Source organism: Mesorhizobium sp. B2-4-18, from assembly GCF_006441385.1.
Taxonomy (GTDB): Bacteria; Pseudomonadota; Alphaproteobacteria; order Rhizobiales; family Rhizobiaceae; genus Mesorhizobium; species Mesorhizobium australicum.
Window position 1 is genome coordinate 347,703 of the sequence record NZ_VFUW01000001.1, and the last position, 15,849, is coordinate 363,551.

Consider the following 15,849-nt stretch of genomic DNA (forward strand, 5'->3'; position numbering starts at 1 on the left):
TCTCAGCCTGGCCGCAGCATCGAATGCGAGATGGCGAAGATGCGCTCGGTGCCGAGCATGTAAGCCATCAGCGACTCCAGGCGAAACAGCCCGGCATAGGCGCGGTCGAGCACGTTGAGCGAACCGGTATAGGCGCCGAAGGCCGGCATGATCATGCGGCCGCCATCGCCGGCAAAGCAGCGCCTGCGCACCGAGCGGCCTTGTTGCACGATGCGGGCGCAGGGGTGCAGATGACCCGATATTTCCCCCTCTACCCTCACCTTCGATGGCTCATGCCGGAACAGCAGCGAGCCTATGGCCAGTTCCCGCACGGTCTCGCCAGGCAGATCCGCCGGCGCGTCGGGGTCGTGATTGCCGGCGACCCAGAACCAGTCACGGCCTGCCATCTGCGCTTCCAGCCGTTCGCGAAAGCTCGAATGCATGCGCGCGGCGCCGCCGCCATCGTGGAAGGAGTCACCCAGGCTGATGACGATCGACGGCTGGTAGTCCGATATGACCGCCTGCAGCCTGAGCAGGGTCGCGCCAGTATCGTAGGGCGGGATGAGCGTGCCGCGCCTTGCCAGGGACGACCCCTTCTCCAGATGCAGGTCCGATACCGTCAGCAGCTTGAGCTCGGGGAAATACAGCACGCCGCGCGGATCGCAGACCGCGCGCTCGCCCGCGATGCCGACGAGATCGGCCTCGGCGATCAGCGATGCGCGCGCCAGCGAGAAATTCATTCATCAACCATCCCGGGCCCCATGGCCTCTTCGACCAGTGTCGCCGCATCCATAAGCAGCGTTTCATCGGCCTCGCCGTTCACCGGCATCTTGCCGATCTCGAGCATGATCGGCACGGCAAGCGGCGATATCTGTTCGAGCGCCTTATGCATGATTCGACCCTGGATGCGCGAGAGCATATCCGCAAGTCTGCTGACATCGAGCAGGCCGGTCGCCGCATCGGCACGCGTCGCCTGAAGCAGGATGTGGTCCGGCTCATGGCTGCGCAGCACGTCGTAGATCAGGTCGGTCGACACGGTGACCTGCCGGCCGCTCTTCTCCTGGCCGGGGTGGCGTTTTTCGATCAGGCCCGAGATCAGCGCGCAATTGCGGAAAGTGCGCTTGAGAAGCCAGCTGTCGGCCAGCCAGGCTTCGAGATCGTCGCCCAGCATGTCCTGGTCGAACAGCGCGCTCAGTGAAGGTTTCCTGGCCTTGAACATCGCGCCCATGTCGCCCAGCGACCATATGGCCAAGGCATAATCAGTGGCGACAAAGCCGAGCGGCCTGACGCCCGCCCTGTCGAGGCGACGGGTGAGCAACATGCCAAGCGTCTGGTGCGCCAGCCTGCCCTCAAAGGGATAGGCGACCAGATAATGGCGATTGCCACGCGGAAAGGTCTCGATCAGCAAATCGTCGCGCTTGGGCAGCATGGATTTGTCCGACTGGAACCGCAGCCAGTCGGCCACCTGCTCCGGCAGCTTCTTCCAGCGCTGCGGATCGTCCAGCATGATGCGGACCTGCTCTGCGAGGTAGGTCGAGAGCGGGAACTTGCCGCCGCCATAATAGGGTACCTTGGCGTCGCTGCCGGGCGCGTTCGACACGAAGCACTCATTCTCGCGGATGCCCTCGAAACGCAGCACCTTGCCGGCGAACATGAAAGTATCGCCATGCGTCAACGTTTCGAGGAAGGCCTCCTCGATCTTGCCGAGCACGCGGCCACCGTGCGACGCCGCGCCTTTGCTGCCGGCCTTGACGTAACGCACGTTGAGGGCGGGCACCTCGATGATGGTGCCGACATTGAGCCTGTATTGCTGGGCGACGCGCAGATTGGAGACGCGCCACAGCCCGTCCTTGTTAAGGCGGATGCGGGCATAGCGCTCATAGTTCTTCAGTGCATAGCCACCGGTGGCTACGAAATCGATGACACGGTCGAAGGTCGGCCGATCGAGGCCGGCATAGGGTGCCGCCGTTCGTACCTCCTCATATAGGTCATCGGCGCGGAACGGTGCGCCGCAGGCGCAGCCGAGCACATGCTGGGCCAGCACGTCGAGCCCGCCATTGACCAGTGGCGGCGTATCCTGCGCGCCGAGATAATTGGCGTCGAGTGCGGCCCGGCACTCCAGCACCTCGAAACGGTTGGCGGGGATCAAAATCGCCTTGGACGGCTCATCCATGCGGTGATTGGCACGGCCGATGCGTTGTGCCAACCGGCTGGCGCCCTTCGGAGCACCGACATGCACGACCAGATCGACATCGCCCCAGTCGATGCCGAGATCGAGCGTCGATGTGGCGACGATGGCGCGCAGCGCGTTCTCGCCCATTGCCTTCTCGACGCGCCGGCGCTGGGCGACGTCGAGCGAGCCATGATGCAGGGCGATCGGCAAGGTGTCCTCGTTGACGCGCCACAACTCCTGGAACAGCAGCTCCGCCTGGCTGCGGGTGTTGACGAAAAGCAAGGTCGTCTTGTGGCGCTTGATCTCGCGGTAGATTTCTGGCGTGGCGTAGCGCGCCGAGTGCCCTGCCCACGGCACGCGCTCCTCGGAATCGAGGATCGAGATTTCGGGCTTCGCACCACCCGTCACAGTGATCAATTCCGCCATGTCACCCGACGGGTTCTGGCTGACCAGCCAGCGCCGCAATTCGTCCGGCTCGGCCACCGTCGCCGACAGGCCGATCGTCTGCAGGCTTGGGACAAAGCTGCGCAGCCGCGCCAGTCCAAGCGCCAAAAGATGGCCGCGTTTCGACGTCACCAGCGAATGCAATTCGTCGAGCACGACATAGCGCAGATCCTCGAAGAAGCGTCTCGCGTCGCCTGCCGCGATCAGCAGCGCCAGTTGCTCCGGCGTGGTGAGCAGAATGTCGGGCGGCGCAAGCTTCTGGCGCTGGCGCTTGTGGGCGGGGGTGTCGCCGGTGCGCGTTTCGATGGTGACGGGCAGGCCGATCTCCTCGACCGGCTTGGCGAGATTGCGCTCGATGTCGACGGCCAGTGCCTTAAGCGGCGAGATGTATAGCGTGTGAATCCCGCGCCGCGCCTGGCCTGGTTTTCGCCTTGGCCTGACGGCCAGTTCGGTCAGCGACGGCAGGAAGCCGGCCAGCGTCTTGCCGGCGCCGGTCGGCGCGATCAGCAGTACCGATTGCCCGGCCTGGGCCTTCGCCAGGAGCTCCATCTGATGCGCGCGTGGCGACCAGCCTTTCTCGCCGAACCATTTCAGGAATGGCTCGGGCAGGACGACTGCGGCATTCTGGTCGGCGAGGCGGGGCTCAACTGTCACGCGCCAGAGGTAGCGCGGCGACAGGCAATCGCCAAGCAGATTCGGAACAAAAGGGGATCGAAAAAGCCTTACGGGCGCCGGAACCCTGTCGGCCCGCCATAGAGATAGCCGATGCGGGCTATCGCCTCCTTCAGGCCCTCTCGCGACACAAGCATGGTGTGACCGTTGGCGTGGATCATGGTTTCGGCGTCGGTCATGATGGCGACATGCCCTTTCCAGAACACCAGGTCACCACGTCGCAGCCCCGAAAAATCAGGACCCGGTTCGAGCGGCTCGCCGATCGAGGCGGCCTGCATGTCGGAATCGCGCAGCACATCCTTGCCGGCCATGCGCATGGCCAGTTGCACCAGGCCGGAGCAATCGATGCCGAAGCCGGAAACACCGCCCCATAGATAGGGCGTGCCGAGAAATGTCTCGGCCACGGACACATAGTCGCCGGCCACTTCGCCGATCGGCTGCAAATGGCCAGCGATCACGGCTTTACCGGAGGGCAGCAACGCATAGTGCGTGCCCCGTGTTTCAGCGGCACCCGTAACGGTTACGGTCGATCCCATGGACAATTGCCCGGCAATCGGAAAGCGCAGGTCCGGACCGGGATAGAGAAACGTGCGTGGCACCGAAACGATATGAGTGGACGCATGGTCACGCCCGCCCAGCATGGCATCGGCGACATAGCCGACATAGCCATCGCGTTCGCCCTGGACCCAGGCCCAGCCTTCTCTCTCCTCGAAGACGAGGAGATCGTCGCCGAAGAGGAACTGCGTGGTGATGCCGGCGTCGGGCCGCGGCCCCTTGCGCAGATCGGCCACCGAGGCGGCAATCCGCCCCGGCCGGCCGGCGACGAAACGGTCGGCCGTCACCTCGCCCTTCAGCCGCGCATCGGCAAGATCGGAGCGGAAGGCGTGGAGGCGGGCGTCCCTGGCAGTCAAATCGTCAAATCCGGTCAAATGGAAATCGGTTACATCGGCAGTTCGTGGGCCTTGGCGATGATACCATCTCCGAAGCGCTCGACAAAGAGCGCGCCTTCGACGGTGCGCTTGATCAGGACATTGCGCTTGTCGAGCTCGTCGCGATGGCGCGACACCAGTTTCAGCGCGCCCATCGTGTCGAGCGCGCGGGTGATAACCGGCTTGGTGACGTTGAGGCGGGCGGCGAGCCCGCGCACGGTGTGCGGCGGCGGATCGAGGTAGATGGTGAACAGGATCGCCGTCTGGCGCATGGTGAGATCAGGCGCGTCCTCGCGCACCTGCGACAGCATCACTTGCTGCCACAGTCGCAGGGCCTGGCTCGGGCGCATCGCAATCGACATCGCGCCAGCATGACGGCAAATTGTTTCGGTTCCGTTTCAGTTCTCGAAATCGCCGACTCTGCTTGCGGCAATCAGCCATAGCGCGTCGAGATGATCCGCTCCAGCGCCCGGATGCCCTGCGCCTCACCGCCGGCCGGGCCATGCGGGCGATCGGCGGGGTTCCAGGCGAAGATGTCGAAATGCGCCCAGCTTGCCGTCTTCTCGACGAAGCGCCTGAGGAACAGCGCCGCGGTGATCGAACCGGCGAAACCATCTGATGTGACGTTGTTGATGTCGGCTATCTTCGACGACAGTTTCGCGTCGTAAGGCCGCCATAGCGGCATGCGCCACAGCGGATCCTCGACCGCCAGCGCCGCCGCCGCCAGCTCCGAGGCAAGCGCCTCGTCATCGGTGTAGAAGGGCGGCAGGTCGGGGCCAAGCGCGACGCGGGCGGCGCCGGTCAGCGTCGCCATGTCGATGAGAAGCTGCGGCTCCTCGTCGTCGGCCAGCGCCAGCGCGTCCCCCAGCACCAGCCTACCTTCGGCGTCCGTGTTGCCGATCTCGACCGTGATGCCCTTGCGGCTCGCCAGCACGTCGCCCGGGCGGAAAGCGTTGCTGGCGATCGAATTCTCGACCGCGGGGATCAGCACGCGCAGCCGCACATTGAGCCCGGCGGCCATGATCATCGAGGCCAGGCCCAGCACATTGGCGGCGCCACCCATGTCCTTCTTCATCAACAGCATGCCCGATGACGGCTTGATGTCGAGCCCGCCCGTGTCGAAGCAGACGCCCTTGCCGACCAGCGTCACCTTCGGCGCGCCCTGCCGCCCCCAGGTCATGTCGATCAGACGCGGGGCATCGGACGAAGCGCGGCCGACGGCATGGATCATCGGGAAGTTCTGTGCGAGCAGGTCGTCGCCCTTGATGACCGAGACTTCGGCCTTGTGAGCCCCCGCCAGGATCCGCACCGCCTTCTCCAGATCGTCCGGCCCCATATCGTTGGTCGGCGTGTTGACCAGGTCGCGCGTCAGGAAAACACCATCGACGACGCGGCGAACGCGCTGCGCATCGACGCCGGCCGGCAGCTCGAAGCGCAGCGCCTTGCCCGGTTTCCTGCCGTAGCGGGCAAAGACATAACCGCCGAGCACGATTGCAAGAGCCGCCAGTTCCGGCTCCGCAGGCCTGGAGGCAAAATGCCAATCGCCCTCCGGCAAGGTTTTCGCCAGCGCACCGACGGCAAGCGCGCCCTCGCCCTCACCGAGGCCGAACATGGCGCCGCCAAGCGCTCCGTTCTCGCCTGGCAGGACCAGCGTCCTGCCGGCCTCGCCGGAAAAGCCGTTTGCCTTGGCCCATGCGACAATAGACGGCGACAGACCGGCTGCCTCCAGCCCGTCCCTGGCGACCAGATGGATTGGCAGCGGGTTCTTCGGCTTGCTCTCGACCAGTTCAACGGACATCAGATGTTTCTCCTGCCGAGTTTGCGAGTCGGCGCGTCTTAACCCTCCGTTAGGGTTAACAGAATATTTCTGCTGGAGGGAAGATGGCCACGCAATGGCCACGCATGAATGGAGGCCCAGGTGCCGATGCCGACCAACCGCACGATAGACATCCGGGGAAAACGGCTCATTACCACGGCATTCATGCTAGCGCTCGCGGCGGGCGTTGCCGGTTGCGCGACCGACAAACTCACCACAGGCTCGATCGGACGCACCAGCGGCAAGCCGCTGGAAACGATGTCGGCGGGAGAATTGCACAACGCCACGGCCGCACTTGGCCAATCCTACGCGAGGAACCCCAACGACAAGCGGATAGCGACCAACTTCGCGGCGGCGCTGCAGATGGACGGCGATGCCGACCAGTCGCTTGCCGTGATGCGCAAGCTGGCGATCGCCTACCCCAAGGACCGCGAAGTTCTCGCCGCCTATGGCAAGGCATTGGCCGCCAATGGCCAGCTCGAGGCAGCGCTCGACGCCGTGCGCCGCGCACAAACGCCGGAATACCCCGACTGGAGGCTGGTGTCGGCGGAGGCGGCCATCCTCGATCAGGTCGGCCAGAAGGACGAAGCGCGCCAACTCTACCGCAAGGCGCTTGAACTCAAGCCGAACGAGCCATCGATCCTTTCCAATCTCGGCATGTCCTATGTGCTGGAAGGGGATCTGCGCACCGCCGAGACCTATATGCGCTCTGCCGCCCAGCAGCCGAATGCCGATAGCCGGGTGCGTCAGAACCTGGCGCTCGTTGTCGGGCTGCAGGGTCGCTTCGATGAAGCCGAGAAGATCGCCTCGCAAGAACTTTCCCCCGAACAGGCGCAGGCCAACGTCGCCTATCTCCGGCAGATGCTGGCCCAGCAGAACGCCTGGAGCCAGCTCAAGGATCAGGACAAGGCGAAAACGGCGAAAACCGCCACCAACTGATCGTCGCGCGCGGCGCCCGATCGCGCCAAACGAAAGAGCCGCGTGGCATTTTCCGCGCGGCTCTTTCGCTTTGGATTGTGCGGATTCGCCTACTGGGTGCCGTTGCTTTGCGACTGGCCGAAGATGCCGCGCTGGCTGACCTGGATGCCGGCAGGACCCAGGATGATGGCGAACAGCACCGGCAGGAAGAACAGGATCATCGGCACGGTGAGCTTGGGCGGCAGCGCGGCGGCCTTCTTCTCGGCCGCGTTCATGCGCATGTCGCGGCTTTCCGCGGCAAGCACACGCAGTGCGAGCGCCACTGGCGTGCCGTAGCGCTCGGCCTGGACGAGCGCCTGTGACACGGACCTGACCGATTCCAAGCCGGTACGGCTCGCAAGATTCTCGTAAGCCTGCTTACGTTCCTGCAGGTATGAGAGCTCGGCGTTGGTCAGGATGAATTCTTCCGCCAGGGCCACGGATTGCGCGCCGATCTCGTCGGCGACTTTGCGCAGGCCGGCTTCCACCGACATGCCGGATTCCACGCAGATCAGCATCAGGTCGAGCGCATCCGGCCACGCCAGCTGGATCGACTGCTTGCGCTTGGTCGCGCGGTTGTTGACGTAGAGGACCGGCGCATAGAAGCCGCCATAGGCAACGAGGATGCAGACGAAAAGCCGGATCACCAATGGCTTGTCGGGCAACCCTCCCAGCACGAAAATATAGAACAGACCCAGCGCGAAACCGACAAAAGGAAGCACCAGACGGAAGAACAGAAATCGCGTTAGCGGATTTTGCCCGCGAAAGCCGGCGACCTTCAGCTTTTGCAAGGTGGACTCGTCGGCCAACGCACGGCGCAGATCGAGCCGGTCGACAATGTTGCGCATACCGACCGACTGCTGCTCGCGCAGGCCCTTGCGGCGGCGATCGGCCTCGTTCGCAAGCCGCGCGCGCTGCTTGGCGCGAAGCTCGTCACGCTCCAGCGCGACCGACTTCATGCGCGCCTTGAGCTGGTTTCCGCCAAGGGCCGGCAGCAGCGTAAAAACGGTTGCGAACACGGCGACAGCGACCAGCATCGCAATCAGGAGGCTGGGATCCGTCAGTGATTTGATGACTTGTTCGGTCATGCCACGGCCCTAGACTTCAAAATTCATCATCTTGCGCATCACGAAGATGCCGATCGACATCCAGATGCCGGAAACACCGAGGATCAGATGGCCGACGCTGGTCGTGAACAGCGGCATCAGGTAGTTGGGACTGGAGAGATAGACGAGAAAGGCAACGATGAAAGGCAAGGCGCCGATGATGGCGGCGGATGCTTTCGCCTCCATCGACAGGGCCGCGACCTTGGCCTTCATCTTCTTGCGGTCGCGCAAGACGCGCGAAAGATTGCCTAGCGCTTCGGAGAGATTGCCACCGGCTTGCGACTGGATCTGGATGACGATGCCGAAGAAGCTCGCCTCGGTGCATGGCATGGTTTCGGGCATGCGCAAGGTGGCGTCGGGGATCGACAGGCCCATCTGCTGCGAATCGACGATGCGGCGAAACTCGGTCTTGACCGGTTCAGGGGATTCGTTGGCGATCAGGCGTATGGCATCGTTCAGCGGCAGGCCGGACTTGACCGCCCGCACGATGACGTCGAGCGCGTTTGGAAATTCGTTGAGGAATGACTTGACGCGCCGGCTACGACGAAAAGAAACGAACCAACGCGGCAGGCCAAGCGCTCCGGCGAGCAGCACACCGGGCAAGACAATCATCGGCGCACCGGCCACGAACGCGACCACCGTCAGCGCGAGACCGCAGATGGCCGAATAGATATAGAAACGTTCGATCGACACCTTCATCCCAGCCTGGCGAAGCTGCGCTTTCAGCGGCGGCTTCTTGACGGCGATGTCCTTGGATTTCTGCTTTTCGTCGAGATCCTTCAGTGAATCCTGCACCGATTTGCGGCGCTTGGCGGCGTCGGCCGCCCGGTCGCGGGTGGCCTTGACGACGGAACGGTCCGTCTCGGCGGCCTTGATCGTTTCCAGCCGCCTGCCGGCCTGTTTCTCGTTGCTGATCTGGTTGAACAGAAATACATAGGCGACCGCGCCGGCGCTGAAGCCGGCGAGTACGACAAACGCCAGTACGGTGCCGTCAATTCCAAACATCGACCAGAACCTTCACGCCTGTGAGTGCGTCAGTCAGCACGTTTCTCCATGGCCTCGAGCGCTATTGCGAGGCGCTGCTCTTCGCCGTAGTAGCGCGCGCGTTCCCAGAAATGCGGGCGGCCGATGCCGGTCGAGACGTGTTCTCCCAGCAGCCTGCCGTTGGCGTCCTCGCCCTTGATGTTGTAGAGGACGATATCCTGGGTGATGACGACGTCGCCCTCCATCCCGATCACTTCGGTGATATGGGTGATGCGGCGCGATCCATCGCGCAGGCGTGCCGCCTGGATGATGACGTCGATGGAGCCGACGACGATTTCGCGCACGGTTTTCTGCGGCAGCGAATAGCCGCCCATGGCGATCATGGATTCGATACGGTTCAGGCATTCGCGCGGGCTGTTGGAGTGGATCGTGCCCATCGAGCCGTCATGGCCCGTGTTCATCGCCTGAAGAAGGTCGAAGACCTCGGGTCCGCGCACTTCGCCGACGATGATGCGTTCAGGCCGCATGCGCAGGCAATTCTTGACCAGGTCGCGCATCGTCACCTCGCCCTCACCCTCGAGATTGGGCGGACGCGTTTCCAGGCGCACGACATGCGGCTGCTGCAGCTGCAGTTCGGCCGAGTCCTCACAGGTGATGACGCGCTCGTCGCGGTCGATGTAGTTGGTCAGGCAGTTGAGCAATGTCGTCTTGCCGGAGCCGGTGCCGCCCGAGATGACGATGTTGCAGCGGACACGGCCGATGATCTTGAGAACTTCTGCCCCTTGCGGAGAGATGGCGCCGAACTTGACCAGCTGATCGAGCGTCAGCTTGTCCTTCTTGAATTTGCGGATGGTGAGCGCGGTGCCATCGATAGCCAGCGGCGGCGCAATGACGTTGACGCGCGACCCGTCGGGAAGACGAGCGTCGCAGATCGGGCTGGATTCGTCGACGCGGCGGCCGACCTGGCTGACGATGCGCTGGCAGATGTTGAGAAGCTGCTGGTTATCGCGAAACCGAATGCCGGTCTGCTCGACCTTACCGTTCACTTCGATGTAGACGTTCTTGGACCCGTTGACCATGATGTCGGCGATGTCGTCGCGCGCCAGCAACGGCTCGAGCGGCCCATAGCCAAGCACGTCATTGCAGATGTCCTCGAGCAGTTCTTCCTGCTCGGCGATCGACATCGCGAAGTTCTTGATCGCGATGATGTCGTTGACGATGTCGCGGATTTCCTCGCGCGCGCTTTCGGGATCGAGCTTGGCGAGCTGCGACAGGTCGATCGTATCGATGAGAGCCGAGAACACCTGGCTCTTGGTGTCATAGTAGGTTTCGCTCTTTTCGCGGCCCCTCCTCGGTTCCGGCGCCATGGGTGGCGCTTCGACCGCGCGCCTGGCCGGCGGCGCGACAGGTGCGCTCGGCTGAGGCGTGGCCGCGGGCCGGGCAAGCACCGCGGTGTCGGCCGGACCCGCGGCGGCCGGCGCAATCGTAGCCGGTGCCGGTGCCGGCTGGCGGAATTCCGGCGTGAACCGGTTGCCGTCGTCGTTGCCTCTTTTACCGAACATGACCGACTACCGACCCCATTGCGTCACTTCTTGTTGCGCGAGAGCTTGCCGAGCAGACTGCCCAGGCCAGCTTTCTTCTTCGCCCGGATTTCGCTGCGGCCCGTCAGCACATGGGCAATCTCGTTGATCGTGGCCACAACCGGATTCTTGGCATCCATCTCGCCCAGCATGCGCCCGTTGTTTGCGGCATTGCCGAACAGCAGGGGATCAAAGCCGATGACCGACATTGGTGTCAGGCCGAGCGGTTCGGCGAAATCGGATGCCGAGATCTCGGGCCGCTTGGGCACGCCGGCCTGGTTGATGATCAATTTCGGCGGCGGGTCGTTCGGACGAAGCCGCTTCAACATGTCGACCAGGTTCTTGGTGTTGCGCAGATTGGCCAGTTCCGGAGTCGCCGTGATGACGATCTCGTCAGCCTTGACCAGCGTGTTCTTGGCCCATCCCGTCCAGACATGAGGAACATCGAGCACAAGCAGCGGCACGCTGCGCTGCGCGGTATCGACAAGTTGCGCGAAGGCATCGGGATCGAAGTCGTAGACGCGTTCCAGCGTCGAGGGCGCCGCAAGCAGCGACAGGTGCTCGGCGCATTGGGTCAACAGCCGGTCGAGATAGACTTCGTCTATGCGCTCGGGCGAGAACACCGCCTCGGCAATGCCCTGGGCCGGATCCTGGTCGAAATTGATGTTGGCGGTGCCGAAGGCGAGATCGAGGTCGGCGACAACGACCTCGGATTTGAACAGCGAGGACATTGCCCAGGCGACGTTGTGGGCGATCGTGGAAGAGCCGACGCCACCCTTGGCGCCGACGAAGGCGACGGTGCGGCCGAGCGGTTCGGCATCCGGATCGACGAAGATCGACGACACGACGCTGACAACGTCGGCCATCGACACCGGCGCGATGACATATTCGGAGATGCCGGAACGGATGAGTTCGCGATAAAGGCCGACATCATTGTAGTGACCGATCACCACCACTTTCGAGGATGGATCGCAGTATTCCGAAAGCTGGGCGAGTTGCTCCAGCAATTGCTTGGGTTCGCTGCGCGATTCCAGCAGGATCAGGTTCGGTGTCGGCGCCGACTGGTAGAATTCGATTGCGGTGGCGACGCCGCCCATATGGACCTTGAGATGCGCCTTGGTCATGCGACGGTCCTCCCCGGCGCGCTGGACCGGATTGGCAACGCCCTCGGTCTCGCAGAATGCTTGGATCGAAATGCGCGGAACCGGCCGCAACGCCTGCATCGCGGCGACGTCCTGCGGCGAGGTATCGCCGCCCTCGACGGTGGCGTCATAGGCAAGGCTGCTCATGGTCATGCTCTTTCCGTGGCCTGTTCCTGGCGTCGCTTCTTTCCGAAGGCGGCTTAGTAAGTCACTTCCGAGTTGCCGAGGAATTCATCCGAAATGCCCCTGTCTTGGTAGACACCGATGGCTTTGCTGCGATTTGCCGCATCAATGGTGGTAGACTTGCGCGGCCCGAGAAGGTCGGCCGGATTGGCCATCTGGGCGGCCAGATTGTTCTGATAGGAGCAGCCGAAATCGGCGTAGTGCTTGTTTTCCGACGTTTCCACCAGGTCATCGGGCCAACGTCCGCATTTGTCGGTCTGTGCCCTCACCGCGATATAGGAGACGCGCACCGGGGCTGATGCCTCGCTCGATCCAGCCTGATAGGAGACCACGACGATCCGGTTGCGCTTGATACCGGCGGCGGCCGCGAGCCGGGCGAAATCACGGCCGGCCGCCGTCGCGGCAAGCTCGTTGGCGGATCCGCTTGGAACCTGGATCGTCAATGTCGGAGCGGCAGACTTGTCGTAGCCGTCGAGGAACCCCAGAAGCGTGTCGCGCTGCGCGCCGGTCATGCCACGGTCGCCGGCGCCAACGGGAAGATCGATCTTCTGGTTCTTCTCCGCGATGACGATCGGATGATTGGTGCGATAGTCGTCGGGGATGGCGCCGACGGTAACGCTGTCGCGGTGGGCGCAACCGGCCAGGAGAGCCGTCAACGCTGCCGCGAGGATCGGAAGGACCCGCAGGCCTGTCCGAGAACGGCCGGAGCGCATCGCCATGGTCTTTGCCTTCAATACTGACTGAGACATGTCCGCTTTCCCGTTCACTTGTAGATGAAGCCGACAACGCCATGATAGCGGCCGTTGGGCCTGTCGGTCTGCATGGTGCCGTAGACGCGATTGACACGCCCAAGGAACATGCCGGCCCCGTCGCTTGGAGGGTTGAAATTGTCGTCCGGCTTGGCGAGTTCATTGCGCGCCACCGGCTTCACCAGATAGGGCGTAATGATGATGACGAGCTCGGTCTCGTTGCGCACGAAATCCCTGCTGCGGAAGAGCGCGCCGAGCACCGGGATCTTTGTCAGTCCAGGCAAGCCGTTGACGGCTTGCCTGACATCGTCGCGAACAAGGCCGGCGATCATCATGGAGCCGCCGGAGGGCAGTTCCACCGTCGTATCGGCAAGACGCTTGCGCAGAGACAGGACATTCGTGCCGGGACTTGTCACACCCGAGGACAGCGAAACGGACCCTTCGGTGGTCGGCTCGGAAACCGACGTTCTGACTTTCAGGCTGATGCGACCGGGAGACAGCACCACCGGCTGGAACTCCAGGCCGATGCCATATTCGATCTTGTCGATGGTATAGTTCTTCAGGCCAGTCTGGTTGTCGGTCGACACGTTCGCCGTGACGCCGCTCACCATGTTGTATTCACCGCCGACCTTGAAGGTTGCCTTCTCGCCGGATACGGCAGTCAAGGTGGGCTCGGCCAAGGTCTTCATGACCCCGGACTGCTCCATGGCATTGACATAGGCTTGCAGCCCCGAGGCGCCTATATTGAACCCCGAATTCGACAGCTGCTTACCGAGTCCGGTGAAATTGTCGCTAATCGCTCCATAGCTGATGCCGTTGCTGCCGCCACTGCCGACCATATTGACGCCGAGCTGCTTCATCACGGAACGGCTGACTTCGGCCACCGTTACCTTCAGCGTGACCTGATCATCTCCGATGATCTGCAGCAGATTGACGATCTGGCTGACGCGGCGCTCCTGGTCCGGATTGTTGATGTCGACACCGCTCTGGGCCGAGCCGCCAGCGGCGGTCTGCGAATATTGTCCCGTCGTCGCTTCACCGCCGGACACAAACATATTTGCCAGCTGTTCGGCACGCTTGGCATCCAAGGGGGTATCCACGGTGCCGGTCAGAACCACGTTGTCGTTGAGCAGTTCCACTTTGACGGCCGAGGTCGGAAGGAAGCGCTTGATATAGTCTTCCAGGCCGGCGACGTCGCGCTCGATGGCCAGGTCCAGGCTGGCGATCTGTTCGCCGTTCGGTCCAAAGACGAAGATGTTGGTTTCGCCGACCGACTTGCCAAAGAGATAGATACGCCTTGCGGTACGGGTCACGGCGTCGGCAACGGAGGGATTGGCGACAAGAATGTCATAGGCATCGCTCGGCAGGTCGATGACCACCGACTTGTTGAGGCCAAGCTTGACGCGCTGGGTGGCTGTCGTGGCCGACACCTGCGTGCTCTTCGCCTCGACGCCCTGCACATTCGCTCCGACGAGCAGCAGGCCGAATGCCATGGCTACGATTGCCGGCAGTTTAGCGCTTAGCCTCATTTCCTTGCCCCTACCTCGGAGACTTCGCCCGACTTGATCAGCCTCACCGTTCCCCTGCGACCATTGCCGGAAACGAGATAGTCGGCCTCGTCCACATTCTTTTCCTGGGTGTCCGTGATCGCCCGCAGCGCCAGCGTCAGGCGATCCGCCATCTGCTGGGCAACGGTGATGATCTCCGCCTGTTTGGGTGTCAGCTCCAGCGTGGCGGTCTGGCCTACCCTGGTCTTCTTGCCTTCCTCGTCTTCCTGGATGGTCTGATCGATTGCCAGAACGCGGATATTCTTCAGGATGGTCTCGGTGCTGAAGCCGGCCCCGGTGTTGGCATCGGCCCTGCGGGTCATGATGACGTCGACGAAATCGTTTGGAAGAATGAAGCCGCCGGCCGACGTGTCGGCCGATATGGTCGTGGCGACGGCCCGCATGCCGGAAGGCAGGATGGACGACATGAAGCTTTGCCCCTCGCCGATCAGCTTGGAGCGCCGCACGGGCTCGCCCGCATACATCGGCACACGGGCAATCGACCCTTTCAGCTTCTCCAGGGCATCGGGAGCGGTGGCCTTGGTGATGAAATTCGCGTTGATGCCGTCAGCGGGCCAGGATTGCCAGGCGATGCTGTTCTGGAGCGCGTTGCCCATCGCGACATCACCCGAAAGCACGAGCACATCCTGCAGGGATACCGCCGGAGCCTGGGGGCCAGAATCGACGACGATCTGAGGCGGCGGAGCGACCATGTTTTTTGCGACATAGCCAGCACCGCCCGCCGCGGCCACCGCCACGCTCAGAATAATCAATCGGGATGCTGGCATCTGTCCGAACCCTCGCCCTTGGCAAACCACCTAGCCAAGCCGGACTTTGCAGCGGCAATCGTCAAAACAAGGTTAATGCAATGCTTACGATCGTGATTAATTTAAGGTTTACATAAATTGGATGGATCGCGCCGAGATGCGCGGAAATGCTGGGCCGCCGCTCCGCAAGACGGCTTGCAAGGCATGCCAGCCGACGAAAAATTGATGAATTCAGTTCGCCAGCCTTGCCAGCGCCCATACCATCATGGGGGAATCGGGGAAGGTCAGCAGTCCGCCCAGGCCGAGCGCGATCCCGTAGGGAACACCGGCCGACTCTTCGGCGAAATGACGCAGGAATGGATTGCGGCCGGTGAAAACCGCCAGCGTCGATTTCCGGTAAAGCAGGATCGCGATTGTCAGAAGGCCGCCGATGAATGTCGAGACGACCAGATATTCGACGAGATGCACGTTGAGCCCCATCCACACGGCCGTGGCGGCCAGCAGTTTGGCGTCGCCGCCGCCCATGCCACCCAAGGCGAACAGGCCGAACGTCACGGCAAGGACGATGGCGCCGGCGGCGAAATGTCCGCCATAGGCTGCCCAGTCCATGCCCGTCAGCGGCGCCACCAGCGCGAAGACGACGACAAGCAGCACCGGCACGCGATTGGCGATCGTCATCGACAGCATGTCGGAGATCGCGGCAAACAGCATGCAGAACGGGAAGACGACGAAGATCAGGGCTTCAAGCATCGGCGCTTATGCCTATTGTGCGGATTTCCAGGATACTCAATCTAGGTCGGTTCGATTAACGATTGATGAGG

At 62.9% G+C, this 15,849-nt stretch carries 14 protein-coding genes; 1 reads left to right on the forward strand and 13 read right to left on the reverse strand.

What is annotated here, in order from left to right; all coding sequences use genetic code 11:
- Positions 1–2 precede the first annotated feature (2 nt).
- The 5 genes from pdeM to FJ527_RS01595 form a co-directional block, all read right to left on the reverse strand.
- Positions 3–719, reverse strand: a complete 717-nt coding sequence (gene pdeM / locus FJ527_RS01575) for a ligase-associated DNA damage response endonuclease PdeM (protein WP_140821357.1) — start codon at positions 717–719, stop codon at positions 3–5.
- Positions 716–3,250 (reverse strand): ligase-associated DNA damage response DEXH box helicase, encoded by a 2,535-nt coding sequence (locus FJ527_RS01580; RefSeq protein WP_140821359.1) that lies wholly within the window; start codon positions 3,248–3,250, stop codon positions 716–718. The genes pdeM and FJ527_RS01580 overlap by 4 nt, the downstream gene beginning before the upstream one ends.
- 68 nt (positions 3,251–3,318) lie before the next feature.
- Positions 3,319–4,179: an NlpC/P60 family protein gene (locus tag FJ527_RS01585; RefSeq protein ID WP_140821361.1), complete on the reverse strand. Its 861-nt coding sequence runs from the start codon at positions 4,177–4,179 to the stop codon at positions 3,319–3,321.
- A gap of 29 nt (positions 4,180–4,208) precedes the next feature.
- Positions 4,209–4,559 carry a MarR family winged helix-turn-helix transcriptional regulator gene (locus FJ527_RS01590; RefSeq protein WP_023773016.1) on the reverse strand — a complete coding sequence of 117 codons (351 nt, stop codon included), beginning with the start codon at positions 4,557–4,559 and terminating at the stop codon, positions 4,209–4,211.
- 71 nt (positions 4,560–4,630) lie between these two features.
- Positions 4,631–5,995, reverse strand: coding sequence for a leucyl aminopeptidase family protein (locus tag FJ527_RS01595; protein ID WP_140821362.1), 1,365 nt, complete (start codon positions 5,993–5,995; stop codon positions 4,631–4,633).
- A 126-nt stretch (positions 5,996–6,121) separates the two neighbouring features.
- Here FJ527_RS01595 and FJ527_RS01600 point away from each other — a divergent pair, with 126 nt between their 5' ends.
- Positions 6,122–6,952, forward strand: a complete 831-nt coding sequence (locus tag FJ527_RS01600) for a tetratricopeptide repeat protein (protein ID WP_140821731.1) — start codon at positions 6,122–6,124, stop codon at positions 6,950–6,952.
- A gap of 89 nt (positions 6,953–7,041) precedes the next feature.
- Here FJ527_RS01600 and FJ527_RS01605 read toward each other — a convergent pair whose 3' ends face one another.
- The 8 genes from FJ527_RS01605 to FJ527_RS01640 all read right to left on the reverse strand — a co-directional run bounded on the left by FJ527_RS01605 (position 7,042) and on the right by FJ527_RS01640 (position 15,778).
- Positions 7,042–8,058 carry a type II secretion system F family protein gene (locus tag FJ527_RS01605; protein ID WP_015319327.1) on the reverse strand — a complete coding sequence of 339 codons (1,017 nt, stop codon included), beginning with the start codon at positions 8,056–8,058 and terminating at the stop codon, positions 7,042–7,044.
- A 9-nt stretch (positions 8,059–8,067) separates the two neighbouring features.
- Entirely contained in the window at positions 8,068–9,081 is a 1,014-nt protein-coding gene (locus FJ527_RS01610) for a type II secretion system F family protein (RefSeq protein ID WP_015319328.1), read from the reverse strand.
- 29 nt (positions 9,082–9,110) lie between these two features.
- Positions 9,111–10,622 (reverse strand): CpaF family protein, encoded by a 1,512-nt coding sequence (locus FJ527_RS01615; RefSeq protein WP_140660662.1) that lies wholly within the window; start codon positions 10,620–10,622, stop codon positions 9,111–9,113.
- A 23-nt stretch (positions 10,623–10,645) separates the two neighbouring features.
- Positions 10,646–11,935 carry a CpaE family protein gene (locus tag FJ527_RS01620; RefSeq protein WP_140787154.1) on the reverse strand — a complete coding sequence of 430 codons (1,290 nt, stop codon included), beginning with the start codon at positions 11,933–11,935 and terminating at the stop codon, positions 10,646–10,648.
- Positions 11,936–11,982: 47 nt separating this feature from the next.
- Entirely contained in the window at positions 11,983–12,714 is a 732-nt protein-coding gene (locus FJ527_RS01625; RefSeq protein WP_140714022.1) for a CpaD family pilus assembly protein, read from the reverse strand.
- A gap of 14 nt (positions 12,715–12,728) precedes the next feature.
- Entirely contained in the window at positions 12,729–14,243 is a 1,515-nt protein-coding gene (locus FJ527_RS01630; RefSeq protein ID WP_140614761.1) for a type II and III secretion system protein family protein, read from the reverse strand.
- On the reverse strand, positions 14,240–15,049 hold the full coding sequence (gene cpaB, locus FJ527_RS01635; RefSeq protein WP_140614762.1) for a Flp pilus assembly protein CpaB: 810 nt from the start codon (positions 15,047–15,049) through the stop codon (positions 14,240–14,242). The genes FJ527_RS01630 and cpaB overlap by 4 nt, the downstream gene beginning before the upstream one ends.
- 210 nt (positions 15,050–15,259) lie before the next feature.
- Positions 15,260–15,778, reverse strand: coding sequence for a prepilin peptidase (locus FJ527_RS01640; RefSeq protein WP_015319334.1), 519 nt, complete (start codon positions 15,776–15,778; stop codon positions 15,260–15,262).
- Between the last annotated feature and the right edge of the window lie 71 nt (positions 15,779–15,849).

What these genes read in the sequence shown, in the direction of transcription:
- pdeM (WP_140821357.1), bottom strand. Translation starts at nt 719, where the DNA reads ATGAATTTCTCGCTGGCGCGCGCATCGCTGATCGCCGAGGCCGATCTC.
- FJ527_RS01590 (WP_023773016.1), bottom strand. Translation starts at nt 4,559, where the DNA reads ATGTCGATTGCGATGCGCCCGAGCCAGGCCCTGCGACTGTGGCAGCAA.
- FJ527_RS01595 (WP_140821362.1), bottom strand. Translation starts at nt 5,995, where the DNA reads ATGTCCGTTGAACTGGTCGAGAGCAAGCCGAAGAACCCGCTGCCAATC.
- FJ527_RS01600 (WP_140821731.1), top strand. Translation starts at nt 6,122, where the DNA reads ATGCCGACCAACCGCACGATAGACATCCGGGGAAAACGGCTCATTACC.
- FJ527_RS01605 (WP_015319327.1), bottom strand. Translation starts at nt 8,058, where the DNA reads ATGACCGAACAAGTCATCAAATCACTGACGGATCCCAGCCTCCTGATT.
- FJ527_RS01610 (WP_015319328.1), bottom strand. Translation starts at nt 9,081, where the DNA reads ATGTTTGGAATTGACGGCACCGTACTGGCGTTTGTCGTACTCGCCGGC.
- FJ527_RS01615 (WP_140660662.1), bottom strand. Translation starts at nt 10,622, where the DNA reads ATGTTCGGTAAAAGAGGCAACGACGACGGCAACCGGTTCACGCCGGAA.
- FJ527_RS01620 (WP_140787154.1), bottom strand. Translation starts at nt 11,935, where the DNA reads ATGACCATGAGCAGCCTTGCCTATGACGCCACCGTCGAGGGCGGCGAT.
- FJ527_RS01625 (WP_140714022.1), bottom strand. Translation starts at nt 12,714, where the DNA reads ATGTCTCAGTCAGTATTGAAGGCAAAGACCATGGCGATGCGCTCCGGC.
- FJ527_RS01630 (WP_140614761.1), bottom strand. Translation starts at nt 14,243, where the DNA reads ATGAGGCTAAGCGCTAAACTGCCGGCAATCGTAGCCATGGCATTCGGC.
- cpaB (WP_140614762.1), bottom strand. Translation starts at nt 15,049, where the DNA reads ATGCCAGCATCCCGATTGATTATTCTGAGCGTGGCGGTGGCCGCGGCG.
- FJ527_RS01640 (WP_015319334.1), bottom strand. Translation starts at nt 15,778, where the DNA reads ATGCTTGAAGCCCTGATCTTCGTCGTCTTCCCGTTCTGCATGCTGTTT.